The organism is Baaleninema simplex PCC 7105, from assembly GCF_000332355.1.
Taxonomy (GTDB): domain Bacteria; phylum Cyanobacteriota; class Cyanobacteriia; order Cyanobacteriales; family Geitlerinemataceae; genus Baaleninema; species Baaleninema simplex.
Genome location: NZ_KB235957.1, coordinates 108,918 through 134,182 on the forward strand (window position 1 = coordinate 108,918; position 25,265 = coordinate 134,182).

General features: G+C 51.9%; 22 protein-coding genes. 12 read left to right on the forward strand and 10 right to left on the reverse strand.

Annotated features, from left to right (window positions below; translation table 11 throughout):
- Nucleotides 1-95: 95 nt before the first annotated feature.
- From GEI7105_RS0101180 to rpsP, 4 genes are all read right to left on the reverse strand, one after another.
- Nucleotides 96-893, reverse strand: a complete 798-nt coding sequence (locus tag GEI7105_RS0101180) for a TlyA family RNA methyltransferase (protein ID WP_017658661.1) — start codon at nucleotides 891-893, stop codon at nucleotides 96-98.
- Nucleotides 894-1,185: 292 nt separating this feature from the next.
- Complete coding sequence (locus tag GEI7105_RS0101185; protein ID WP_017658662.1) at nucleotides 1,186-2,151, reverse strand: PhoH family protein; 966 nt, start codon at nucleotides 2,149-2,151, stop codon at nucleotides 1,186-1,188.
- 101 nt (nucleotides 2,152-2,252) lie between these two features.
- On the reverse strand, nucleotides 2,253-2,675 hold the full coding sequence (locus GEI7105_RS0101190; protein WP_071591932.1) for a KH domain-containing protein: 423 nt from the start codon (nucleotides 2,673-2,675) through the stop codon (nucleotides 2,253-2,255).
- Entirely contained in the window at nucleotides 2,638-2,901 is a 264-nt protein-coding gene (gene rpsP, locus GEI7105_RS0101195) for a 30S ribosomal protein S16 (protein WP_017658664.1), read from the reverse strand. The genes GEI7105_RS0101190 and rpsP overlap by 38 nt, the downstream gene beginning before the upstream one ends.
- A 176-nt stretch (nucleotides 2,902-3,077) precedes the next feature.
- Here rpsP and GEI7105_RS0101200 point away from each other — a divergent pair, with 176 nt between their 5' ends.
- A complete protein-coding gene (locus GEI7105_RS0101200) occupies nucleotides 3,078-3,908 on the forward strand; it encodes a fumarylacetoacetate hydrolase family protein (RefSeq protein WP_017658665.1) in 831 nt (276 codons plus the stop codon).
- Nucleotides 3,909-3,926: 18 nt separating this feature from the next.
- On the opposite strand, the gene GEI7105_RS0101205 is transcribed toward GEI7105_RS0101200, so the two are convergent.
- From GEI7105_RS0101205 to GEI7105_RS0101215, 3 genes are all read right to left on the reverse strand, one after another.
- On the reverse strand, nucleotides 3,927-4,412 hold the full coding sequence (locus tag GEI7105_RS0101205) for a Tic20 family protein (RefSeq protein ID WP_017658666.1): 486 nt from the start codon (nucleotides 4,410-4,412) through the stop codon (nucleotides 3,927-3,929).
- 165 nt (nucleotides 4,413-4,577) lie between these two features.
- Complete coding sequence (locus GEI7105_RS0101210) at nucleotides 4,578-5,084, reverse strand: Tic20 family protein (RefSeq protein WP_026097338.1); 507 nt, start codon at nucleotides 5,082-5,084, stop codon at nucleotides 4,578-4,580.
- Between the two features lie 178 nt (nucleotides 5,085-5,262).
- On the reverse strand, nucleotides 5,263-6,204 hold the full coding sequence (locus GEI7105_RS0101215; protein WP_026097339.1) for a glutathione S-transferase family protein: 942 nt from the start codon (nucleotides 6,202-6,204) through the stop codon (nucleotides 5,263-5,265).
- 27 nt (nucleotides 6,205-6,231) lie between these two features.
- Here GEI7105_RS0101215 and GEI7105_RS0101220 point away from each other — a divergent pair, with 27 nt between their 5' ends.
- The 3 genes from GEI7105_RS0101220 to GEI7105_RS0101235 all read left to right on the forward strand — a co-directional run bounded on the left by GEI7105_RS0101220 (nucleotide 6,232) and on the right by GEI7105_RS0101235 (nucleotide 10,448).
- Nucleotides 6,232-6,822, forward strand: coding sequence for a MiaE family protein (locus GEI7105_RS0101220; protein WP_017658669.1), 591 nt, complete (start codon nucleotides 6,232-6,234; stop codon nucleotides 6,820-6,822).
- A gap of 312 nt (nucleotides 6,823-7,134) precedes the next feature.
- The gene (locus tag GEI7105_RS0101225; protein WP_017658670.1) at nucleotides 7,135-7,485 is read left to right on the forward strand and encodes a hypothetical protein; all 351 of its coding nucleotides are present in this window, start codon (nucleotides 7,135-7,137) and stop codon (nucleotides 7,483-7,485) included.
- A gap of 383 nt (nucleotides 7,486-7,868) precedes the next feature.
- Complete coding sequence (locus GEI7105_RS0101235) at nucleotides 7,869-10,448, forward strand: adenylate/guanylate cyclase domain-containing protein (protein ID WP_017658672.1); 2,580 nt, start codon at nucleotides 7,869-7,871, stop codon at nucleotides 10,446-10,448.
- A 213-nt stretch (nucleotides 10,449-10,661) separates the two neighbouring features.
- Here GEI7105_RS0101235 and hemW read toward each other — a convergent pair whose 3' ends face one another.
- Entirely contained in the window at nucleotides 10,662-12,065 is a 1,404-nt protein-coding gene (hemW, locus tag GEI7105_RS0101240; protein ID WP_017658673.1) for a radical SAM family heme chaperone HemW, read from the reverse strand.
- A gap of 172 nt (nucleotides 12,066-12,237) precedes the next feature.
- Between hemW and GEI7105_RS0101245 the strand changes: the two genes are divergently transcribed.
- A complete protein-coding gene (locus tag GEI7105_RS0101245) occupies nucleotides 12,238-13,317 on the forward strand; it encodes a PIN/TRAM domain-containing protein (protein WP_017658674.1) in 1,080 nt (359 codons plus the stop codon).
- Between the two features lie 370 nt (nucleotides 13,318-13,687).
- Here the strand turns inward: GEI7105_RS0101245 and GEI7105_RS0101250 are convergent, their stop codons facing one another.
- A complete protein-coding gene (locus GEI7105_RS0101250; protein ID WP_017658675.1) occupies nucleotides 13,688-17,902 on the reverse strand; it encodes a response regulator in 4,215 nt (1,404 codons plus the stop codon).
- 168 nt (nucleotides 17,903-18,070) lie between these two features.
- Here GEI7105_RS0101250 and GEI7105_RS0101255 point away from each other — a divergent pair, with 168 nt between their 5' ends.
- The 6 genes from GEI7105_RS0101255 to GEI7105_RS0101280 all read left to right on the forward strand — a co-directional run bounded on the left by GEI7105_RS0101255 (nucleotide 18,071) and on the right by GEI7105_RS0101280 (nucleotide 23,566).
- Complete coding sequence (locus tag GEI7105_RS0101255) at nucleotides 18,071-19,216, forward strand: VWA domain-containing protein (RefSeq protein ID WP_017658676.1); 1,146 nt, start codon at nucleotides 18,071-18,073, stop codon at nucleotides 19,214-19,216.
- A 377-nt stretch (nucleotides 19,217-19,593) separates the two neighbouring features.
- Complete coding sequence (locus tag GEI7105_RS0101260) at nucleotides 19,594-20,283, forward strand: N-acetylmannosamine-6-phosphate 2-epimerase (RefSeq protein ID WP_017658677.1); 690 nt, start codon at nucleotides 19,594-19,596, stop codon at nucleotides 20,281-20,283.
- A gap of 144 nt (nucleotides 20,284-20,427) precedes the next feature.
- Nucleotides 20,428-20,838: a hypothetical protein gene (locus GEI7105_RS0101265; protein ID WP_017658678.1), complete on the forward strand. Its 411-nt coding sequence runs from the start codon at nucleotides 20,428-20,430 to the stop codon at nucleotides 20,836-20,838.
- Between the two features lie 7 nt (nucleotides 20,839-20,845).
- Complete coding sequence (locus tag GEI7105_RS0101270; RefSeq protein ID WP_017658679.1) at nucleotides 20,846-22,771, forward strand: NACHT domain-containing protein; 1,926 nt, start codon at nucleotides 20,846-20,848, stop codon at nucleotides 22,769-22,771.
- A 147-nt stretch (nucleotides 22,772-22,918) separates the two neighbouring features.
- Nucleotides 22,919-23,212 (forward strand): type II toxin-antitoxin system RelE/ParE family toxin, encoded by a 294-nt coding sequence (locus GEI7105_RS0101275; protein WP_017658680.1) that lies wholly within the window; start codon nucleotides 22,919-22,921, stop codon nucleotides 23,210-23,212.
- Nucleotides 23,213-23,224: 12 nt separating this feature from the next.
- Complete coding sequence (locus GEI7105_RS0101280) at nucleotides 23,225-23,566, forward strand: HigA family addiction module antitoxin (protein WP_017658681.1); 342 nt, start codon at nucleotides 23,225-23,227, stop codon at nucleotides 23,564-23,566.
- A gap of 276 nt (nucleotides 23,567-23,842) precedes the next feature.
- Here GEI7105_RS0101280 and GEI7105_RS0101285 read toward each other — a convergent pair whose 3' ends face one another.
- Entirely contained in the window at nucleotides 23,843-24,691 is an 849-nt protein-coding gene (locus tag GEI7105_RS0101285; protein WP_017658682.1) for a formate/nitrite transporter family protein, read from the reverse strand.
- 63 nt (nucleotides 24,692-24,754) lie between these two features.
- On the opposite strand from GEI7105_RS0101285, the gene GEI7105_RS36485 reads away from it, so the two are divergent.
- Complete coding sequence (locus GEI7105_RS36485) at nucleotides 24,755-24,964, forward strand: hypothetical protein (protein ID WP_144053623.1); 210 nt, start codon at nucleotides 24,755-24,757, stop codon at nucleotides 24,962-24,964.
- The last annotated feature ends 301 nt before the right edge of the window (nucleotides 24,965-25,265 follow it).

Below are 25,265 nucleotides of genomic sequence, written 5' to 3' on the forward strand. Positions count from 1 at the left end.
TGTCTTTCTATCAAAGCTAATTTATTCTAAAGGCAATTCAATTGTTTTACTTCGATAGGCATTATCACCCCAAATTCGATCGTTTAATTTTTTATCTACTTCTCTTCTTTCGCGACGCTTAAAACGAATTCGTCCGTTAACTGTGGCGTTCCGTCTTCACTCAACCACATTAAATATTCAATGTTTCCCGCCGGACCGCGAACGGTAGACTGAGTTAAACCCCGATCGCACCACCCCAAACTTCTGGCTGCATCTCGAACCTGTGCGATCGCCTCCGCCCTAGCTTTAAAATCGCGCACGACGCCCTTTTTCCCCACTTTCGATCGCCCTACTTCAAACTGAGGTTTCACTAACACGATCGCTTCTCTCGGCGATACCATTAAATTCCACATCGCCGGAAACACTTTCGCTAGAGAAATAAAGGAAACGTCCACGACTCCTAAATCTGGACGGGGATCGTCGTTTGAATACAGTTCCTCGGGAGTTAAATGGCGTAAGTTGGTGCGTTCTTTCAAAATTACGCGATCGTCGTTGCGAAGTTTCCAATCGACTTGTCCGTACCCCACATCGACGCCGTAAACTCGTTTCGCGCCAGCTTGTAACAGACAATCCGTAAAGCCTCCGGTGGAAATTCCACCATCGAGACACACGCGATCGCGCACTTCCACCGGAAACACCTGTAACGCACACTCTAACTTCTCTCCACCCCGCGAGACGAATTTCGATCGCGTCTTCACCGTAATTTCAGCGTCTTCTGACACTTGGGTTCCCGGTTTGTCGATGGGATGTTGGTTAACGCGCACTTCTCCAGCACGAATCCAGCGTTGCGCCAGTTGACGAGACGGACAGAGATTGCGATCGACCAAAAGGGTATCGAGGCGTTTTTTGGGCATTTTTTAATAGAGCAATCGTGAATAGGTTTTGTAATAAAAAGGGAAGAGGGAATAGGGAACGGGGAATAGGGAACAGAGATAAAGCTTTTCAGGATTTTTTCTTGTGTTTTAATATATAATCACTAATTTGAAACTGCGATATTTCTTAAATTAATTTTTTTAAAATTACTTGACAAACCGCTTGGTTTTCTTATCGTTTTTCTTTCCAGATCCCCGGAATCTTGGGAGATGCCGGGGATCTAGCCAACTTCACAGCAAAATTCACACCATTCCATACAGCGATTTAACTTCCCTAAGACGGCGAATTTTTTTCATGTTTCTCGTAAGCCGTCACAATTTTTTGCACCAACGAATGGCGCACCACGTCCGCCGAGGTTAAATGACAAAAGGCAATGCCTTCAACGTTTTTTAAAATTCGTTCGGCCACCTTCAAACCCGACATTTGATGATTGGGTAAATCCGTTTGAGTCACATCTCCCGTGACTACCATGCGCGAATTGAATCCCAACCGTGTTAACACCATTTTCATCTGTGCTGAAGAGGTGTTTTGCGCTTCGTCGAGAATTACAAAAGCATTATTTAACGTGCGCCCGCGCATATAGGCAATGGGGGCAACTTCGACGATTCCCCGTTCCATTAAATCGGGAATTTTTTCCGCATCGATCAGTTCGTAAAGGGCATCGTACAGCGGACGTAAAAACGGACTGACTTTCTGTTGTAAATCTCCCGGTAAAAACCCCAACCGTTCCCCTGCTTCTACCGCCGGACGCGTGAGGATCAACCGTTCGTATTGCTTGTCGAGGAGGGCTTGCACCGCTAACATCGCCGCCAAATAGGTTTTTCCCGTTCCCGCCGGGCCGATGCAAAAGGTCAAATCGTGAGTGCGAACCGCTTTGACATACTGACGCTGACGGAAGGTTTTCGCGCGAATTTCGTCGCCGCGACGGGTGCGCGTGATGATATCCTCCCGTAAGTCCTGTAACTCTCCCTGGCGCCCCGTATCGAGGGCGTGCATCGCCGTTGCGATATCCACATCGGCGACTTGTTTTCCCACTTTCCACAGCGGACCGAGCAACCCCACTAAGTTCTTGCAGCGTTCGACTTGGCTGGCGGTTCCTGACAGCATTAACTCTTGACCCCGTAGGACGAGATTCGCCCCCGTTTTACGCGATAGGGTTCTGAGATTAATTTCCTGCTGTCCCGCTAGGGCGAGAGCGTTTTCGGGAGCGAACAGATCGATGGTCAGTCGGTCAGTCATGCATTGCGGTTAGAAAGTGGTTAAGAGAGTGAAGAGGGGAAACAAAAGAGTGAAGAGGGGACAAGGTAGAAAAGGCCAACTGTCCCCACAGTTTGCGGTCTTTAGCTATCCTGGCTGTTCTGAGAGTTCAGTCGGGGAGAACGCGGACGGCGACGGGGCGATCGCTGGGATCGAGGGTGGCGATCGACAGATCCTCCGTTGCGGGGTTTGGGGGAGTCCGGTTCCCGATGAAATTCAGCGCCGCCAAATACGTCCAATACCAGCGATCGACCGGCCGTTTTGGCGATCGCGCTTAAGGTATTGTGAATTGCGGTAATGTTGCGTCCGCCTCGACCGAACACGCGCCCGCGATCGCCTTCGTCAAAGGCCACGCGAACCCAAACTTGAGGTTTGCTCGAACTGTACTCGCAATCGACGCTCAACGATTCGGGCGATTCGAGAAACGGTTCGATCGAAAAACGGACTAATCCCACGAAATCCGGGCTGTTAGGCGTTGCTGGTAGGCTTAACTTGCTCGAAGACATTGGCTTTTTGCAGAATGTGCCGAACCGTATCGGTCGGTTGAGCGCCTTGTTGGAGACGTTTGACGATCGCCGGAACGTCTAAACGAGTTTCGTCAGTTCTCGGGTTGTAGAAACCGAGTTCTTCGATCGGGCGACCGTCGCGGCGCGCGCTGCTTTTCATCGCCACGATCCGATAGCTTACTTCTCGTTTTTTACCAAACCGTTTGAGTCGGATTTTGATTGCCATTGCAGATGGAGGTACTGAAATTTTGAGTCAAGCTCTTATTCTAACATCTTCGCCCCCGGTTCTAAAAGGGTCGGTGCGAGGTTGGCGATCGGGTCACATCGGACGAAATCGGGGGCGATCGTCGGGAGATCGAAACAGAAGGGGTATAATTTACGCTTAAACGCTCACCCATCGGTATGGCACAGCGATACGTCCGAGTCCAAACTGCCCAAGGACGCATTTATTACGGTTTGCTTCAACTCAATCACGCGGTGCAGGTATTCGACGCGCCTCCGTGGTTGAACGGTCAGCCCACCGATCGCGAACTGGCGGCGGAACAATATCAACTCTTAGCCCCCTGCGCGCCGTCGAAAATCGTCGCCGTGGGTAAAAACTATCGAAAACACGCTGAAGAAATGGGGTCGGACGTTCCCCAGGAACCGTTATTGTTTCTCAAAGCACCCACGGCGATCGTGGGAAACAACGAGGCGATCGTCTATCCCGTTCAGTCGCAGCAGGTCGATTACGAGGGGGAGTTAGCGTTAGTTATCGGGACTTCCTGCGAACGCTGTTCGCCCGAAGAAGCCGCCTCGAAAATTTGGGGATACAGCATCGCCAACGACGTGACCGCTCGGGATTTGCAGCGGAAAGATAAACAGTGGACGCGGGCGAAAGGATTTAACACGTTTTGTCCCCTCGGACCTTGGATCGTCCGCGAAATCAACCCCGGCGCGAAAATTCAAACCTTTGTCAACGACGAAAAAAATCCCCGACAGTCTTCACCGATCGATCGCATGGTGTTTCCGCCGGAGATTTTAGTCTCTTACATTTCCCAAATCATGACACTCTTACCGGGTGACGTGGTGTTGACGGGAACGCCTCACGGGATCGGATCGCTGAAACCCGGCGATCGCGTGCGGGTAGAAATCGAGGGAATCGGGGCGTTGGAAAATCCCGTCGTCGCTCGAACTCTCCCCTCGGAACCCTCCACCTCGTCTGAGGAATCCCCATCGGAAGAGTTAGGTTAATTCAGCACGAATTCGGAATTAATAAGGAACTTGCATGTTCACCGCATCGGAGAGGGCGGGAATTTCGGGATAGCGGCCGCGCACGCACTGCACCAGGCTGTATCCCACCGCCGCCACGACGCCTAAAAACAGGGTATTGACTAAGGTTTCGAGCAGGAGGGGAGCGCCTTGCTGCAATCCCGAGGCGAACAGACTCAACAGCAAGCTGCTAATGGAGAGGATAATACTCAGGAAGAGGGCTTGCATGGCGTTATAGCGCACGAAGCGATCGAGGTTGGTGTTGCGAACGACGGTAAAGAATAAGATGAAAAAGACTAAAAGTCGTCCGAACGGAATGCTGTTATATAGCTGTATCAAAGGCAGCAGCGGTACGAAAACCACTTGCAGGACGGGAAACTGACGAAAAAGGAAGGTTCCGAAGACAACGCCCTCAACGAGAGGAATCAGATACATGACAGCCGACAAAATGCGAGTAGAGAGCGCCAGGTCGGATCGATCGTTCATAGGGTGAAAACTCCAGAAATAGCAAATTTCGCGTCTCGCTCGACGCTTGTTTTTTATCGTATCGCTTTCTTTGGCTAAATCGAGTGTAAAAGCTCGTGTCCGATCGATTTACAGTGTTGAGACGCACTCGAGAACCGATCGAAGGTGCGATCGCCCCGAATTTCCCTAATATTGTACGTAGTGATAGGCGGCTTCAGAAACGACGGGAAGCTCGGGATAGCGCCCGCGCACGCACTGAACGATCGCGTAAATCGCCGCCCCAAAGAACGCCAGAAACAGCAGGTTCGACATGGCGATCGCCAAAAGGTTACTCGAAGATTGAAAAATACTTAACGGAAGTCCAACGAGTTGAAGGACGATATCCAATAAAAACAGAGCAATGGATAGCAACAAAGACTGCATGGTGTTGAATCGCAGAAAGTGATTGATGCGCGGGTTGCGGACAACCGCCAACAACAATACAAAAAACAGAATCAAGCGTCCGAACGGAAAGGCAGAAATTAAGCCGTAAACGCTTATAAAGGGAGAAAGAGGAACGAGAATCAACTGTCCTAAAATTGGAATCTGGTTAAATAAATAACTGCCAAACGTGACTGCTTCAAGTAAGGGCAGTAAGTACACCAAACAGGCAAATACTCGATCGAAAGGGGAACTCGAACCACGCCAAGTCATGAAAAATCCTCCAATGAAGTGAATTGAGTTGTAGGGTAGATAGTGCCAGCCCTTTCGCGAAAGTTGTAGAAAGTTGTAGAAAGTTGTAGGGTGGGCATCGCCCACCTTTGTCAAAAAGCGTAGGCAATGCCCCCTCTACCAGTCTACAATCTTTTCTCTTCCCGCATAAATCTCTGAATCAAGAGTCTAAATCCAAAACTGGCCCGTAGGGAACGATCCCCGTAGGATTGATTTTGTCGTGACTTTTATAGTAGTGCTGTTTGATGTGGTCGAAATCACAGGTCGCTTTAACGGCTGGAATTTGATAAATTGACTTCAAGTATTTCCACAAATTTGGATAGTCCCAGATATGTCGTAAGTTGCATTTGAAATGACCGTAATACACCGCATCGAAGCGCAGCAAAGTTGTAAACATACAAATGTCGGCTTCCGTCATGCGATCGCCGCACAAATAGGGTTGCTGGCTCAAAACCTCCTCCCACCGATCGAGGTTCTCGAACAACTCCGTCACCGCATCTTCGTAAGCGGTTTGCGTCGTGGCGAATCCCGCGCGATAGACGCCGTTGTTAATGGGTTGGTAAATTTTATCGATCGCCCCCTCGATCGCATCGTGGGAGGCGTCGCTATAAAACATCACGTCGTTCGAGGCGATCGCGTTAAATTGGGTATCGAGCATCCGAATGATTTCGCGCGATTCGTTGTTGACGATCGTTCCCGTTTCTTTATCCCACAACACCGGAACGGTCACGCGTCCCGTATAGCTCGGCTCCGCTTTAAGATAGATCTCGCGTAGATAGGTCGCGTCGTTGACGGTATCGGGAATACATCCCGGCGCATCTGAAAAAAACCAGCCGTCCTCACCCATGTACGGATCGACGATCGAAACGTCGATGGCTCGTTCTAACCCCTTCAAGCCTCGCATAATGAGAGTTCGGTGCGCCCAGGGACAAGCTAAACTCACGTATAGGTGATAGCGTCCGGCTTCAGCTTTAAAGCCGCTGCTTCCGTCTGCGGTAATCCCATTTCGGAACGTGGTGTTCGGACGAACGAAGCGACCCTCTCGGTCTTCTTGGTTTCGCTCGCTGACCCATTTTCCCTCGACTAACATTCCTAATGCCATTGTTTCGAGCCTCTCGAATTATTTGCGATGCAGCAGCCACGAATTAAATTTCTCCAGCAACCCACCTCTGAAGCTTGGGTCGAACAAGCTTTGGCGAATCTCGATACTGTTCTGCTCGACCACTCCCACTGCGAGCGTAAAGCGGCCGGTGTGGCACTCAACATGATGTGTCGCTATCCTTCCGATGCGAAGCTGGTGGGCGAACTGACGGCGATCGCCAAAGAAGAACTCGACCACTTTCAACAGGTTAACCAAATTTTAGAGCGTCGTGGCGTTCCGTTAGCGCCGTTGGCACCACCTCCCTACGGTGGAAAGCTCAAATCCCTAGTTCGGCGGGACGAACCCCAACGCCAACTAGATTTGTTGTTGGTGGCGGGACTCATCGAAGCGCGATCGCACGAACGGCTGGGACTGTTGGCGGCGCACCTCGAGGATCGCGAACTGGCGGCGTTTTATCGAAGTTTGATGGCTTCAGAAGCTCGTCATTACGGGGCGTACTGGGGGTTAGCCACGGCGAATTTCGATCGCGAAACGGTCGAGGCGCGTCTGCGGGAATTGGCCGCCGCCGAAAGCGAAATTCTCTCGACGTTACATCCCCAACCGAGAATCCATAGCTAGTGGATAGTTGATAATTGACCATTGACAATTGACAATTGACAATTGATAACGTCGTCTGAGTTACGCCTTCGGTTGACAATTTCACCAATCCAAGTTTCGATCGCGATAAGCAGATTTCAATAACTCCCCTTTTACAGTGAACAGTGAACAGTGAACAGTGAGGACAGCTTTTTCAGTGAAGAGTGAAGAGCGAACACCATTAACAGTTCACAGTTTCTCTCCCTCTCACCGGCTCCCCGGCTCCCCGGCTCCCTCTCTCCCCCTCTCCCCCTCTCCCCTTCTCCCCCTCTTCCCCTCTCGAATCCGCGATCGATGTCTGAGGAGAAACCGACCCGACAGCAGCACTCGGAACTGGTTCGTCTGACACCATCCCAGGAGCATCAACTGATGCGGTGGCGGCGGTCGAGCGGCGATCGCAGGCCGTCGAATTCGGAAACTCCAGGGTTCTCGTGGCGGTGGGGGCTGTCCGTTTTAGCGGTGTGGTCGGTAGGGTTAACGTTAGCCGCAATCGCGATCGTGTTGTTGGGAAACCCCCGCTATTCCAGTAACCGACGCCGCGATCCCGAACAGCTTTCAATTTGGACCCCGATCGCGATCGGGGTCTGTTGTGCGTCGGGAACCTTTATTTTCAAGTGTTGGCTCGATTCCCAGACCAAAGAGTAAAGGGGCAATGTTTCCGGGTTCCAAAACCTCGCCTAAAATGGAACGAGCGGGCGATCGCGTGGGTGGGAATCGTGGAAGGAATCAGAATTCAGTCGTTTTTTCCAATATCCTGTTTCCCCTGAGCGATCGCTCGGCGTTCGAGCCGTGTTTGACTGGTTTTCAAGCCCACTTTCCGCACCACAAGCATACTACAACAGGATTTTTAACGAAGAAAGTACATTACAGCCTTCGTTGTTGAAAATAAATTTCAATAACTTGTGTAGTATGTATTTTTACTTGCGATCTTGATAAAGCTTTCTGCATAAAGTTTTGACAGATCGGACAAACATACTACGTTTTGAAGTGCGGAATGTGGGTTCAAGCGTAATTTGACGATCGCAGCCATGATTTTTTCCAATGCGGGTAACGTTCTAGCAACGCTGATTCAAGGGAATCGGATGGGGGCGTTGGCCCGTCGCGTGAAAGACTTAGAGGTTGCAGAATTTATTTGTCTGCTGGATTTTATTACCGCAGAATTTCAGCAATATCTTCGGGCGATCGACCTCATTAACGACGACGCACTCGAAACGATTTTAGAACAGCTCCTCGACGCGTTTACGCTCAAAGTCGGACAAATTCTACAAGCCGAACGCACGACGATTTTTTTAGTCGATCGCGATCGCTCTCAACTGTGGTCGAAAGTCACCCTCGACGACGGGACGACAAAAGAAATGCGACTTCCCTGCGATGTGGGAATTCTCGGTCACGTCGCGACGACGGGAGAAGGGGTGGCCGTCGAAACGGCCAGAGACCATCCGCTCTTTAATAAAGAAGTCGACGAATCCCCCACCTGTCCGGCCAGAAATCTCCTATGCGTTCCTATTTTTAGCAGTAAGGATCGATCGAAAGTTGCTGCGGTCGCACAACTGTTGAACAAACAGGGGAACGTTTCGTTTACCCACGCCGATCGCGAACAGTTTCAGCTTTTTGCCGATTCGATCGGAATTATTCTCGAAAGCTGTCAGTCTTTTTATACCGCCGCTCAAAACCAACGGGGGGTTGGAGCATTACTAAACGCCACCACTTCCCTCGGAAAAAGTTTAGATCTCGAAACTACCTTGCGATCGGTAATGGATCAAGCGAGAAACCTCCTCAAAGCCGATCGCAGTACCTTATTTCTTCTCTCTCAAGAAACCGGCGAACTTTGGACGAAAGTTGCCAAAGCCGACGGTAAAACGATGATGGAAATTCGCATTCCTGCCAACAAAGGAATTGCGGGTTACGTCGCTTCGACCGGAACGTCTCTCAACATTCCCGATGCCTATCAAGACCCTCGCTTCGATCCGTCAACTGACAAACGTACCGGCTACATTACTCGCAACATTTTATGTATGCCCGTATTCAATTCCGAAGGCGAACTGATCGGCGTCACTCAGCTAATCAACAAACATCAAGGCAGTTTTACCGCCACCGATGAGTTTTTCATGGAGGCGTTTAACATTCAAGCAGGAATTGCCTTAGAAAACGCCCAACTGTTCCAAGATGTCAGCGTCGAAAAACAGTATCAAAAAGATATTTTACAAAGTCTTTCCGACGCCGTCATTTCGACAGATATGCAAGGTCGAATCGTCACCATTAACGAAGCGGCGTTAGAACTTCTCGGCTGTCCGCTGAAAGGTCGCAACGGAAAACGTCACCAACAACTGTGGGAAGCTAATTTGACCGGTGGGTTTATTTGGGACGCCATTCCGATCGACAGCCTGAGATTTCGCCTCGAAGATAGTTTAGCCCACGCCGCACGACATTACGTCCCCGAACAAACTGTCAGTTTGGGATTGTATGCGATCGAAGATGAAGACGCCGACGATCCCGACACGCCGATTTCGATTCTCGCCACGAGCGATCTCCAAGATCGCGATTTTTACCATCTCTGGGGACGCCGAACCTTCGCACACCGCAACGGAAATTTACCACCGAAGGTTCCCCGATCTCAGGTACAGTGTCTCGAACGCAGTATCAACCTCACTGTTACGCCGCTAACCAACCCAGAAGGCGGCGTCCGAGGGGGATTGATCGTGTTAGAAGATATCAGTCGCGAAAAACGCATGAAAACGGCGATGTATCGCTATATGACGCCCAACGTCGCCGAACAGGTGATGGCGTTAGGAGAAGACGCCTTGATGGTGGGAGAACGCAAGGACGTTACGATTCTGTTTTCAGACATTCGCGGATATACGACACTGACGGAAAATTTGGGAGCGTCGGAAGTGGTCACGCTGCTTAACCAGTATTTCGAGACGATGGTGGAAGCGGTGTTTAATTTCGAGGGAACTTTAGATAAATTTATTGGCGATGCGTTAATGGCGGTATTTGGCGCACCGCTTCCACTGACAGAAAATCACGGTTGGATGGCGATTCGGTCGGCGTTAGATATGCGACGGCGGTTAGAGGAGTTCAATCAACATCGTATTATTGAAAATCAACCCAAAATTAATATTGGAATTGGTGTGAGTTCCGGAGAAGTCGTTTCGGGAAATATTGGATCGCAAAAGCGTATGGATTATACTGTAATTGGAGATGGTGTCAATTTGAGCGCCCGGCTCGAAAGTCTGACAAAAGAATATGGCTGCGATATTATTATTAGCGAACATACTTATAATTTATGTGCCGATCGCCTTTGGGTTCGCGAGTTAGATAAAATTCGAGTTAAAGGCAAAAATCAAGCGGTTAAAATTTACGAACTAATCGATGAAAAATCGGTCGATCTCGATCCGGGAATGGCAAAGTTTTTGTATTTGTATAAAACAGGTCGAGAAGATTATTTGGCGGGAAATTTCGAGCAAGCGATCGCCTGTTTTGAAGCAGCACAACACATCTGTCCGAACGATAAGCCACTAGAGTTACATTTGAAGCACGCTAGAACGCTGTTAAAACATCCACCTTCAAGAGATTGGGATGGCGTGCGGACGATGACTCATAAGTGAGACGAGGAAATGAGGAGGTGAGAGGGGTCATCTCAATGGATGTAAAAATATGAGTTTGGGGTCGGTTGGACTTCGACAACGCTGCCGTCCATGGACTTCGGCTTCGCTCAGTTTATAGGTGGAGCGATCGCGCCACCCAACAACATCTCAATTTACGGCAGAGACTCCGATCTGATAAATTTACAGTTTTGAGATACACCCGATTTAAGGTTGCTATATCCCGAGGTGAAAACATTGCAATTCAGCACAATCTTCTAATTGCTCGAACAGTGTCGATAAAATAACGTTAGAAAATAAAAATCCTTCGGGATCGCTCAGTCGAACTCGTTTGTCCTTCCCAGCATCGTCGTCGAATTTCATCCAACCGCAATTGAGATAAGGGGCGATCGCCTGCCAAAATCGCTGTAACGTCTTCTCTGTCACGTTTTGCTGTAACCCGGCGATCGCCAATCCCTCCGCCAAGCGAAACCGCAACATCAACGTTTCCAGAATCAAATCGCTGTCGGAGACCGTTTCCGCCTCGATTTCACCGCCAGAATTGACGTATCGCTCCACCCACTCAGCATATGCCTTCCGGGTGCGGGGACGGGCGAACCGCAAACCGCCGACGTAACTCGTCGCCCCCAGTCCGAAGCCATAGTAAGGGCGATCGCACCAATAGGTAAGGTTGTGGCGACACTCGAACTCCGGTTTCGCGTAATTGCTGATTTCGTAATGACCGTATCCCGCCGCCGTCAAACGTTGCTGGGCGAGACGGTAGAAATTGGCGGCGGTTTCGCTGTCGGGAAACGGTTCGGCGTCCGGTTTGTAGAAGCGATCGAACACCGTCCCCGGTTCCAAAATCAAATCGTACAGCGATAAATGCGCCGGATCGAGGTTCAACGCCGCCTCTAAGGAGGCTTCCCACTGCTGGGGCGTTTGGTGGGGAAGTCCCGACATGAGGTCGAAACTGACGTTGGCGATCCCTTCGGTTTCTAAGAGGTCGAACGCGGTATAAATATCGGCGACAGAGTGCGATCGCCCGCAATATTGCAACAACTCGTCCTGAAACGCCTGGGCGCCAAAGCTGACGCGAGTAATTCCCGCCTTCAGAAACCCGCGAAGTTTCGCGCGATCGAACGTACCGGGATCCATCTCGATGGAGATTTCCGCGTCGCCGACGATACCGAAGTGTCGATCGAGGGTTGTTAAGATGCGATCGAGCTGAGACACCGACAGCAGCGATGGCGTTCCCCCGCCGAAAAACACCGTCTCCAACGGGCGATCGCGCGGCGGCGTCGCTTGAATTTCCGCACACAGCCAGTTGACGTACGCTCGAACGGTCTGAGAATTTTCACCGTGCTTGCGATCGCCGACGACCGAAATCGGAAAATCGCAATAAAAACAGCGTCGCCAACAAAACGGGACGTGAACGTAAGCCGAACGCGGCGGCGTCACGGCGATCTGACGCCAAGTTTCGCCAGAGTTTGGCGTTTTGCAAGAGTTTAAAGAATTCAAAAACAGTCGATCGACTTTCGATCGGATTTTTCGACAAGGTTTGAGGAACGAGCGATCGAGTCGCTGTAGACACTCCCAACACTCACGACCGATCGCAACTGCGATCGCAAAATCGCCCACGAGTTCGGTTTTGCCCCCTCAAACCAAGCGCGATCGTTAGGAGAACAGACCATTATAATAAACCCATGTCAAGATTTTTCGGAGAGAGAGAGATCGATTTTCCCTCTCAACAGATTTAACGTTTCCTCGAAACGTATTCCGCTCCGATCGATTCGTCTAATCGGCTAGAACGATGCTCGACGCACTCATCATTATCTCATTCATCATAGCGGGAGCAGGCATCGGCTTCTACAGTATCGAACTGCTTCCGGGTAGTGCGATGCAGCAAGTCACCAACATTGACGGCTTGCGCTGGGTCGTAGCCAGCTTCGCCGCAATTGTCAGTGGAATGGTCGGCCTGTCGGTACAAACCACCTACCGCCGCATCGAAGCCAACATTCGCGAAATGCCCCTCGAAGTCCTGCTGACAAGAGCCATTGGCTTAGTCGCGGGGTTACTCGTAGCTAACCTCATGTTGGCGCCGGTCTTCCTCGTTCCCGTTCCCAAAGACTTCGCCTTCATCAAACCCTTCCTCGCCGTCCTGGGAAGCGTCATGTTTGGGTTTCTCGGCGTTACCCTCGCCGACACCCACGGCCGGGCGTTTTTGCGCCTGCTCAACCCCAACAGCGTCGAAACCCTGATGGTGGCCGAAGGAACCCTCAAACCCGCCGCCACGAAAATCCTCGACACCAGTTGTATTATCGACGGCCGCATTCAAAACCTGCTCGATACTGGCTTTGTCGAAGGTCAGTTTCTCGTCCCGCAGTTCGTTCTCGAAGAACTGCAACAGGTGGCCGATGCGTCGAACGATCGCAAGCGGGTACGGGGTCGTCGGGGTCTCGACATCCTCAACCAAATGAAAGAGGATTACCCCGATCGCATCGCCATTCACCCGGCGGACTACGACGAACCCATGACCGTCGATGCCAAACTGGTACGACTGGCGGCTGAAATCAACGGAACTCTGCTGACGAACGACTTCAACCTCAGCAAAGTGGCAACGCTGCAAAAAGTCCCCGTCCTCAACGTCAACGACCTCGCCCAAGCTGTACGATTGTCCTACCTTCCCGGCGACAGCTTCGAGGTCAAAATCCTCAAAACCGGCAAAGAACCCGCTCAAGGGGTCGGTTATCTCGAAGACGGAACGATGGTCGTCGTCGAAGAGAGTTCCGACGCGATCGGCAGTGAAATGCGTGTAGTCGTCACCAGCGCCCTGCAAACCTCCGCCGGGCGCATGATTTTCGCCCGTCCCCATGCCTCAGTCGTGGCGTAGTACAGTCACCAGTCACCAGTGAAGACGGGGAACAGGGAACAGGGAACGGGGAACGGGGAACAGTCACCAGTCACCAGTCACCAGTGAAGACGGGGAACAGGGAACAGGGAACGGGGAACGGGGAACAGTCACCAGTCGCCAGTCACCAGTCACCAGTGAAGACGGGGAACAGGGAACAGGGAACGGGGAACGGGGAACAGTCACCAGTCGCCAGTCACCAGTCACCAGTGAAGACAGCAAACAGATAACTGTTTCTCCCTTGCTCCCCCTCTCCCTTGCTCCCCCTCTCCCTTGCTCCCCCTCTCCCTTGCTCCCCCTCTCCCCCTCTCCCCCTCTCCCTTGCTCCCCCTCTCCCCGGCTCCCCCTCTCCCTACTGGGAAGCGATAACCTGCCGTTCTCGTTCTAGAGCCTCAACAGTGCGTTGGTACTGAGCCTGCAAGCGCCCCCAAAGCGACGGCGCGTCTGCTAAATCCTCTTTTTTGCCGAAACGTTCGAGTTGCTCGGCTAGTTCGGAGAGGGGCATCGCACCCAACGCCGCACTCGTCGATTTCATCGAATGGGCAGCATCTCGCAAGCCTTCGGCGTCGTCGAGTTGAATCGCATCGTCGATACGCTCGAGTAACTTGGGGGCTTCCTCGAAATACAACTCGATCAACTCTTCCAACGCGTCGATTTCCCGCAAATCGTTTAACGTTTTCTCGTTTAACGGGGTGACGTAGGCTTCTGGTGTCGAGGAGGGGGAGGGCGAAGGGGACAGCACAGAACGAGACTTCATTTCGTTCGTCGGGCGATCGCCAGCCGGACTCGGAGCGTTACCGTTGGCCAACTCTTCCACGTTCAGATGGCGGGCGACGGGACAGTGGCTGAGGGCTTCCACCAATTCGTCGATCCGAATGGGTTTACTGATGTAATCGTCCATCCCCGCTTGAATGCACTCTTCGCGATCGCCCTGCATGGCGTTGGCCGTCACTGCAATCAAATACGGACGACGCTGGGGCGATCGCTTCTGACAAATACGCCGCGCCGACTCCAACCCGTCCATCACCGGCATCTGCACGTCCATCAACACCACGTCGTAATGTTGTCGGTTGAGGGCGTCGAGAACCTCTAAGCCGTTGCTGACAACATCGGCGCGATATCCCATGCGTTCGAGGGTTTGCGTGGCGACCTTCTGATTGACTGCGTTGTCTTCGGCCACCAAAATCTTCAACGGCAGGCGTTCGGCTAAATGAACGTCTAATTTCGGAGCTTCGGTGTATTCGCGAGACACCGGCCGTCCTTGCAACACCCCCACCAGTACGTCGTACAGTTGCGAGTGTTTGATGGGCTTGTTGAGAAACGCCGCTAAATCCACGTTGACGTCTTTTACGTCCGACCCCATCGACGTTAAGATTGCCAGCGGTAGCGTTTGCCCTTTCTCCCGTTGGCGCATTCTCCGCGCTAAGGTCAACCCGTCCAAATTCGGCATTTGCATATCCAAAATTGCCAAATCGAACGGCGGTTCGGATTCCAACACCTCTAACGCCGCGTACCCGTCCGCCACAGCACAGGCTTCCATACCCCAACGTCGAGCGGCCACGCTGAGAATTTTACGGTTCGTCTCGTTATCGTCCACGACCAACAACCGCTTGTCTCGCAGTTCGATTTCAGGCGAGCAATCCTTCAAGGCCGTGGGCGCTGCCGAAATGCGAGCAACCGTCGTAAAGTAGAAAATCGAACCGCGATCTTCGATGCCGGTGGTGAGGGTAAAGCCGTCGGGAGGATCTCCCGTACAAACCCCCATGCTTTCGACCCACATCCGGCCGCCCATCATCTCGGCGAGGCGCTTGCTAATGGCCAAGCCTAACCCCGTTCCCCCGTACTGACGAGTCGTCGAGGAATCGACTTGGGTAAACGATCGAAACAGGCGGTGCATCCGATCGCACGGAATGCCGATACCGGTATCGCGCACGCAAAATTGAATTTCGTACGAGGGAAAGTCCATCGCGCCCTGGCCGTTACGAGCGCCTACCTCAGTCGCTTCGTCGAGGCGTTCGGCCTTGACCGACACCACCACTTCCCCGATATCGGTAAACTTCACGGCGTTACTGAGCAAGTTCACCAACACTTGTCGCACCCGCGTCACGTCGCCGCAAATGCCGACGGGGGTGTTATCGTCCATCAGATACGCCAGTTCTAGACCTTTTCCAGCGGCTTTCGAGGCCAACAAGTCCAAAGACTGCTCGACGCAAGCCCGCAAATCGAAGGGATGTTGTTCGAGTTCGAGCTTACCGGATTCGATTTTAGAGAAGTCGAGAATATCGTTAATGATCGTCAGCAAGGCGTCGCCGCTGCTGCGAATCGTTTCGACGAAATCTCGCTGTTCGGGCGACAGGGGCGTATCCAACAACAAGCCGGTCATGCCGATGACGGCGTTCATGGGGGTGCGGATTTCGTGGCTCATGGTGGCCAGAAACTCGCTTTTGGCCTGAGTGGCAGCTAGGGCGCGATCGCGAGTTCGGGCGAGATCGGCAGCGGTTTGTTGGCGTTCGAGCTCTCCGCCGATCCACTGCGCCATGAGTTTGAGAATTTCGCGATCGACTGGTTTAAACGGATCTCGTAACGGCGTGCGGCTCGAAAAACTCAGGGTTCCATAGACTTCTCCCGCCACCACCAGCGGCGTCCCGATATAGGCTTGAATGCGAAACGGCCCGTATCTCGGTGGTGCGTTCGTCCCGTACATGAGCAGAAACTCGAAGTACAGGGGATCTTGCGCCTCGATGGTGCGGTAGCAGTAGGTATCCTCCAAATTGAGAACGTCGCCGATCGCGATCGCGTCGTTGGGAGATTGGACTTCGACGACCTCGAAGCGATCGCCCTCGATACGAGAGAGAATCCCGATTTCCATACCGAAGCGCTGGCGTCCCAACTCCAACAACCCCTGTAGTCGCTCCTCGAAATCGAGCTGGCGCGACGAAGTCACTTTGTAAATCGCGCGAATGGAGGCTTCGCTTTCTCGCAAGTCTTCTTCGGCCAGTTTGCGCTCGGTGATATCCCGAGACACGGTGACGACTTCCCGCACTTCCTGAGTTTTCGGATCGCAAACGGCGCGACTGGTGGTCTCGAACCACACGTAATGACCGTCTTTGTGGCGGATGCGGTAACTGATAGTGAGGGCGGCCGGAGACGAGAGCGCCTCGACAGTTGAGGACAGGAAACTCTCGAGGTCTCCGGGATGGACGAGATCCCGAGCGGCTTTATCGGAGAGGTCTTCGGGTGTGTATCCCAACAACACTTCCGAGGCGGGAGAGGCGTAGAGAAACGTACCGTCGGGACGCTGGCGAGCGATGAGGTCGGTGGAGTTTTCCGCCATCAGGCGATAGCGTTCTTCCGTTTCTCGCCGTTCGGACTGCGATCGCCCCAAGGCGTCGAGCATTTTGTTAATACTCTGAGCCAAGCTCGACAGTTCGTCTTGACCGATGGGTTCGAGACGCATTTCGAGATCGCCGCGATCGCCGACGCGACTGACACTTTCGGTTAACGCGGCCAGGGGCGCCAGCACCAATTTTTCGACCAGGAGTAACGTTAACCCACTAAAGGCAACACCCACCCCCGAGAGGATCGCGGTAAAGTACTTCAGACTCGCCTGGCCCTGTTGGTAAATGACGCGGGGAGAATCGACCCGTAGTAACAGGGTGGGACGGCCGTAGATATCGTTGAGGAGGGTATATCCGGCGATCGAGTCGGTGGTCGAAAACGCGAGATCGGTCGGTGGCAGAGACGAGCGAAAAACAGCGGTGTCAGTGGCGCGATCGCCCGGTTCGGAGGGATGTCGATCGGGTGTTTCGGCTAGGGGAGTGATGGCGATCGCGCCGTCGAGTTCGAGATTGCCCGAGCGAGCGAAGTTTTGGGAGATGTCCACGCCGCGATCGATGCTTTCGAGCGCTTGTCTGGCGTTGTCGGGGAGGTCGGTATCGTCCACGTCGTAGACGTTCAGAGACAGTTGCGTGCGGTTGCCGATGTGCTGGATTTCGGGTCGGTCGAGATCCCGCGCGACGATTAAGGTGCCTCGCGCCGGCCCGGTGGCGCTACTGGTGACGATCGGACGCGACACGACGGTCATCACGCGATCGCGCAGTTTGAGAAGTCCAGAGACGCTGTCGTTCGCCTCCTCGTGTTGGAGTAGGGGACTTTCGGGTCGTAAGTGACTCGTCAAGCCTTCGGGAAGGGGGGCGGCAGTTTGACTCCGGCGATCGAACCCTTTACTAAATTGAATGTTTCCCTCGCGATCGACAAAAACCATTACGTTAAGATTGAGATAGGAAAACGTCGAATCGACGAGGTTCGATCTCACGTACTCTCGATTGCCGGTTTGCATGAACTCATAGGTATCGTCCCACTCCGCATAGTCGCGGGCCATGGTGTTGGTGCTGGCAATTTCCGAGGCGATCGCGCCGAGGGCGTGGACAACATCTTGGCGAACGTAGCGTTCTTCGAGGCGATCGAAGTCGCGCAGTAAAACGAACGAAGAGGTGGCGTATAACATTAAATTGAGCGCCACCAACGCCGCACCGACGATGAGTAAGGTTTTTTTGCGTAATTTCATGCCGGAGTGGAAGAAGACGACCAGTCTGGAACAGAAACGAGATGCACCGATGGAAGGGGAAACCTATCGCGTATCGAAGTATACCTACTGCCTAAATTGTATAGATTTAACGGGAATTCGGAACTCGCACCCCACAACAATTAATACTTTACTCAAGTAATATTGCCTGTGACTTCAACTTCAGACCCACAACGTTGGCGTCGTTGGCGTCTGGTTCTCGGCTCCGATGCTGACGAGGATTCGACGACTGACAGCAGCACGCTCGACACTCGAGATTTAGCACTCGATCGCACCCTGTCTGCTCTTTACGATTCCGACCGTCGGGGAGGCTTGGGTAGTTCCTCTCCACACGTTGCCCGTTGGCTCGGCGACATCCGATCCTATTTTCCCAATTCTGTGGTGAAAGTGATGCAGCAAGACGCAATTTCGCGTCTGGATTTGCGGCAAATGCTCCTCGAACCGGAACTGTTAAACCAAGTGGAACCGGACGTGTGCTTGGTGGCAGACTTACTCGCCCTCAAAGACACCATGCCCGTCGAAACCCGAGAAACTGCCCGTCAGGTAGTACGTCGGGTCGTCGAAGATCTCAACCGCCGTTTGGCAGAAACCACCCGCCAAGCCGTTGTCGGAAGTCTCGATCGCGCCCAGCGAAACCGCCGACCCCGCTACCGAGAAATTAATTGGAACCGGACGATTCGCGCCAACTTGAAGCACTATCGACCCGAATACGGCACGATAATTCCCGAAAGGCTAGTCGGGTACGGTCGAAAACGGTCTTCTCTTCAGGATATCGTGCTGTGTATCGACCAGAGTGGGTCGATGGCCACGTCGTTGGTGTATGCTAGCGTCTTCGGGGCAGTTTTGGCCTCTCTCTCGGCCGCGAACGTCCGTCTGGTGGCGTTCGATACGTCGGTCGTCGATTTGACGGAGGATCTCGACGATCCCGTAGAGGTGCTGTTCGGATTGCAACTCGGCGGCGGAACGGATATCCAACAGGCGCTGGCCTACTGTCAAACTCAGATTCACCGACCGCTCGATACGGTTTTAGTGTTGGTGAGCGATTTGTTTGAAGGGGGTAATGCTGAGGCTCTGTTCGATCGCGTCGAACGATTGGTGGCGTCTGGGGTTTGCGTCGTCGTGCTTTTGGCACTGAACGATGATGGCGCTCCCGAGTTTTCTCATGCCAATGCCGAACGGTTGTCCGCGTTAGGGGTTCCCAGTTTTGCCTGTACGCCGGATTTGTTTCCCGAGTTGATGGCGGCGGCGATTCAGCGACGAGATTTGACACAGTGGATGAGTAAATATTTGGATTAGTTTGAGTGGTTTTCTTCACCACAGAGACACAGAGAGGAGAGAGGAATTCGGTTATTAAAAATAAAAAATTTCTGATTCCCCATTCCCGATTCCCTTTTTGTCTCAATTTTGTCACACAACTGATTTAGGGTTGTTATGGGGAGGTATCTGTGAACCTAGCCCGATCGTTTTCTCACCTCTGGAAATTAAACGATCGCCAATTCTCCCAACTGTTCCCCGAGCCGGTGTTTCCTGTTCCCAACCTCGACCAACCGCCTTTTTCAGTAAACCCTAGTTAAATTAATTTCAATGCGGCGATCGTGGGAATTGCAGAGGGGCGATCGCGACTTTTTGAGACAATAGAGGGCGTTCTCCGTCACGTCACCGGACACCTGGTTATGCTCGATTCTCGACTTCGCGGTACGATCGTCTCCTGTCAAGCTCCGGCGGACTCTCCGCTTCACGATGCTTATGTTATTGCTGCGATGGCGCAGGCGTCGGTGTTGCGCGGGGCGGTGGCGGTTCGCATCGACTCCCCGGAACATATCCGAGCCGTACGCGATCGCCTCCCCGACACGCCGATAATTGGCTTGTGGAAACAAGTACTTCCCGATTCCGAAGTTTATATTACGCCGCAGTTTCACCACGCGCGATCGGTGGCTGAAGCGGGAGCCGATATTATTGCCATTGATGCCACGTTGCGCCCGCGTCCGGGGGGAGAACGGTTTTCGGACATCGCGAAACGGGTACGGGAGGAGTTGGGGAAGCGGGTGATGGCAGATATCGATTCGATCGCGGCCGCGATCGCCGCAACCGAGGCGGGAGTCGATATTATCGGAACGACGCTGTACGGGTATACACCGCAGACGCAACACTTGAAACCTCCCGGCTTCGAGTTGTTAGCAGAGATGGTGCGGCGGCTCGATGGATTCCTGGTGTGTGAAGGGGGGATTGCTTCGCCAGACATGGCCGAACGGGCGATCGCGATCGGTGCTGATGCGGTGGTGGTGGGAACGGCGATTACGGGAATCGACATCCTGGTCGATCGCTATTGTACTCGTGTCGATGCTGCCCGGCGATCGACTTAACTGGGAAATTCTCTCAGACTGACGCACGGTCAAGGGAATTTTGCTCGATGTCAGACGGAAATCAGGTAGGGTGGGAGGTTCGCCAGTTTCTCAGTGTCGGCGGTTATGCTGGGGCTAAAGTGCTGTAAGTGCGAGAGAGAACCGATGGAACCGATCGAATGGGGACTGGTGGCGATCGCGGCGGTGATGTTGAAAAAAGCCGCTGAAACTACCAGCGAGACGGTGACTAAAGATATGCTGGCGGCGGCGTTGCCTCCCGTCAAGTCTGCCGCCACAAAACTCTCGACGCAGTTGCGCGATCGCGTGAGTCAGTTCGGCGATCGCGTACAGAAGCGGCTTCCGGCGGAAGCAAACCCCTTCGACAATCCGGAACTGTTGGCGGAAATGGTAGAAGTGGAAGTCGAAGATCCTGAAATGGCGGCGGTTGTGGAGGAAGTCGAGGCGCAACTTCCGCCTATTGAAATTAAGATCGATCGCCGCAAGCAACAAGGTATCGTGATAAACGACAGCGCCACGGCGAACTTCAACCAAAAAATCGAGCAAAATTTCAGCTAGAACGGCGATGACGGGCGATCGCAAACAGCAAGGCATCAACGCCAACGACAGCACGAAGGTCGATATCGCGCAGGTGGTGCAGCACTTCGCACCCCCCGAATCGCGCGACCGAACTGAAACCAAACTACTCGACGCCGTAAAAAACGAAGTGGCGGGACGGTTGGCGCAATCCCTCCACCAGCGCGTTTACGTGGAACTCGACAAAACCGAAGATTCCACCCAAGTTGTACCCCCTTGGAGCCTGGACGTAAAACTCGGGAATGCGTCGAGCCAACGATGTCCCGAGGGAATCCACATCGTCGATATCTTCGACAGAGCGGAAATCGGCGGACGTTTGCTCGTCCTGGGTGCGCCGGGTTCGGGAAAAACCACGATGCTGTTGCAACTGGCGGAGGAATTAGTCAAACGAGGACAGGAAAACGCCGCTTATCCCGTTCCCGTGTTGCTCAACCTGTCGGCGTGGAAGTCGGAGTTTCGAGACATCCCCAGTTGGATGGTGTCCGATTTGAAGCTGAAATACGGGGTGCGGAAAGATATCACCGAAAAATGGATTGAAGAGGGGCGAATTTTACCGCTCCTCGACGGTTTAGACGAGTTGATGTCCCAGCGTCAGGAAACTTGCGTGCAGGCGCTCAACGAGTTTTTACCGACTTGGAGCGGTACGCCGTTGGTGGTGTGTTCCCGTTTGGAAGAATATCAGCTTTACGAGACGAATTTGGGGCTGAACGGTGCGGTGATTTTACAACCGTTGACGGACAGACAAATTGAAACGTACTTGCGTAGTGCGAAGTGTGACTGGCTTTGGGATGCAGTTCGGATCGACGCGGACGTTATGGATGCAAAAACGGGATTGGCACGATCGCCATTGTTGCTGACGATTTTGGTGTTATCCAGCGATAAATTACCTGTTGAATTGTGGAAGCAGCAGGAAAGCGTGACGGAGCGGCGACGAATCTTGTTCGAGGCGTATATTGATGCGAGGTTGCAACGACCGTATCGGGGTGGGGCTAATTTACCTGCAACACAACACGGTCGAAAGCCTTACGAGAAAGACAAAAAAACGAAGTATTGGTTGGGCTGGCTGGCAGTGCGGTTGATTGAGGAGTATGACACCGAATTTTTCATTGAAGAACTACAGCCTTACTATATAGAGAGTCGTCGTCAAAAAATTGTTTATGGACTTACTATTGGCTTGGTTTATGGGCTAGTTATTGGATTGTTCGTCGCCCTGGTTACTTCTCTTTTCTTCAATTTCCTTCATGGTCTAGTTTGGGGGTTATTTTGGGGATTAATTTTTTTTATAAAAGGTATCCAAGAAACTCCAGATTTTAAAACTATTGAATGCAAGAGTTTGTACTGGAATTTTAATTTGAAGAAGATCTTGAAAAAGGCAATATATATCCTTGTTTTCTCTCTGGTTTGTATCTTGTTTTTTGTTTTGATGTTTTATTCAATTTTAGGAGTCCTACACGGATTAATATATGGTATTTTTTATGCATTCAGTGTTGGGATTGCAATATTGTCAACCTCCGAGAAAAAATCAAGTAGATTTGTGGAAAATCAGGATATTTACCATCCACTAATAAAATCATTGACCTCAAGTCTTCTTCTAATACCACTATGTATGTTAATTCCTATATCGATTCACTTTTTGTATGCTCCCATGAAGTATAAAGAGATTTTAGGGCAAGGTATTGGTTTAAGCTTTGCATTAGGAACTTTAAGTCCCTTGGGTAATAGTATATTGAATGCGATCGATCATTTAGCTCTCCGCATTACCCTTTGGCTTTTTGGTTACAGCCCCTGGAACTACCGTACATTTCTTCGCTACTGCACCGAACGGGGTTTTCTCCAGCGGGTTGGCGGTGGCTATCGCTTCGTTCACGCTCTCCTACGGGAACACTTCGCGAAAGAGTATGGGGATTTAAAATAGAAATTGAGAGAGCTAGTACAAGCTAAAACAATATATTTTAGGAAAAATCGAACACTTTCGCAGTCAATTCTCTATCTCTGTAACAGTCTGATTCAATTTTTACCCATCGCTCTGGTATTAACACGATCTCCCGGCTATCATGTTAATATGATTCTCTCGTTCAAAAATAGAGGAACCGAAGATATCTTCGATGGCAACGACTCAAAGGCTGCGCGTAAGCTTTGCCAGAAGACTCTTTGGGCGAGAGCGCAACGTAAACTCGACTTGTTGAACTCTGCCACCACCTTAGACGATCTGCGAATTCCTCCCAGTAATAAGCTAGAAGCCCTCAAAGGCGATCGCGAAGGACAGTACAGTATTCGAGTCAATCGCCAATATCGCATCTGTTTTAGGTGGACGACACAGGGAGCTGAAGATGTTGAGATTGTTGATTATCATTAGAGGATTGAAACCATGAGAATTCCCACAAAACGCGCCCCTTCCCACCCTGGGGAAATCTTGTTAACTGAATTTCTAGAACCTCTCGGACTGTCACAACCCGAACTAGCTGACGCGATTCACGTTCCCTACCAGCAGATTGACGAGCTGGTTAACGGTAAGCGTGGCATTACCCCCAGTACAGCACTTCGACTGTCTACCTTTTTGGGTAACAGTGCTGAGTTTTGGTTGAACTTACAACAAGCGTGGGAACTTTACCAAGCTCTGTACAAAGAGAAGGAAGTTTTAGCTAAAATTTCTCCATTTCAGGGAAACGATCGTACTTCTGGTATAACTTTTGGCGAAAGTAGAAAATAGAGTTCCATTACGACAATGAAACGCTCGTGACGTTAACCGTCTCGAACGCCGCCGCGATTTTTGGAAAACTGCCAACTTAAACCCTATTTTCAGTAATTACCCTGTCTACACTCGATCGCCTGCGATCGCTCCTCAAAACACTGCTGCTAGAAATCGTCCGCCGCGATCGCGAATTTACAGCCAATTAACTCGCCGAACTCACGACGACTCTTGAAATTCCAAATCCGAGTAAGGATAAAAATCGATACGGCGGCAAAAGCCGCCGACCCATTCTTCTTACCGAACCACGGGCGAACGTTCTTCGCGAACGTTGTCTAATCCCGCAGGACGCAGGGGAATTTGTTGGTTGTGGGTCATGTAGAACAGACAACCCACGAACAAGCCGCCGCCGATGAGGTTGCCAATGGTAACGGGGAGATAATCCCAGAACACTATATCGATCGCAGAAATCGGAGCGCCGAGCATAACACCAACGTTGAGGAAGTACATATTCACGACGATGTGCTCTAAGCCGAGGGCGACGAAGGTGGCAATGGGGAACCAGCAACCCAGGATTTTACCGGGGACGGATTTACTGGCAATTCCCAACAGGACGGCGACGCAAACCAGTAAGTTGCAGAGGATACCGCGCACGATGAAAAGCATAAAACCCGGTGCGCCCATTTCGCGGACGGCGACGGATTTGGCGATCGCGATCGCCATGAGCTTTTCGGCGACGGCGTTGGGTTCGGCGAGGGTTCCGCCGTTGCTGAGGGAGAAGCTAATTAGGAATGCGGCGAAGGCACAACCGAGGAAGTTACCCAAGTAAACCCACAGCCAGTTGCGAACGCTGCGCGTCAGGTTGGTACGACGAGCTAGCATGGCGGTGGTCATGAGGGCGAAGTTCCCTGTTACCAGTTCCATGCCAAAAATGACGATGCTGCAAAATGCCCACGGAAAGATGATTGCCCCGAGAACGGGGATTTGGGTTTGCACCATCGTCGTGACGGCCAGGGTGATGCCGATTCCCAAAATCGTGCCGGAGTAAAAGCCGCGCATCAAGAGGTTTTTCACGGAGAGGCGAGCTTTGTTTTCGCCAGCCTTGACGGCCGCTGCGACGAGTTCGGGGGGGGCGTTGTAATCCACGAGTGTTTTTCTCCCGTTTGAAAGTGAATGAGTTGAAAGTGAATCAGTCGAACGAGCGTTTTGGTGCTAGAGAAGCGCGAGGCTAAGGGTTTAATTCAGAAATTTGTAAGGCGATCGCCGGTGGGGAAACGGTTGACTCGGGTAATTGTTTCGGCAAGGTTTTCCCACGGTGACGGGGCTGAGGGGCGATCGAATTCCCCGTTGTTTTTAAAAACTGGAGGCAGCTTTCTCACAGATTTTGCGATCGCAAGTCAACCTATGGAGTGCAGCTAATGTTGAGATTTGGACTTAAAGTCACTGCAATCTGCGTTTTTTATACGAGTTAATGACATTGGTTTGGCGTTTTGGGATAGCAGTAAATACAAGACAGCCACGGCAAAAACACCGCGATCGAAAACGTGCGGTTTGCTGTTGTGACAGCTTGCAAACGAGGTCGATCGCATCCTAAAAGATGAAGTTTTATAGATTTGTGTAAATAAATACTATTTTTTACAAAGCCATGCAAAAAACGCATAGAAATTTTACTAAAAGCGCATTTTGCTGGAATTGATGTGGCAGCGATCGTCGCTCAAAT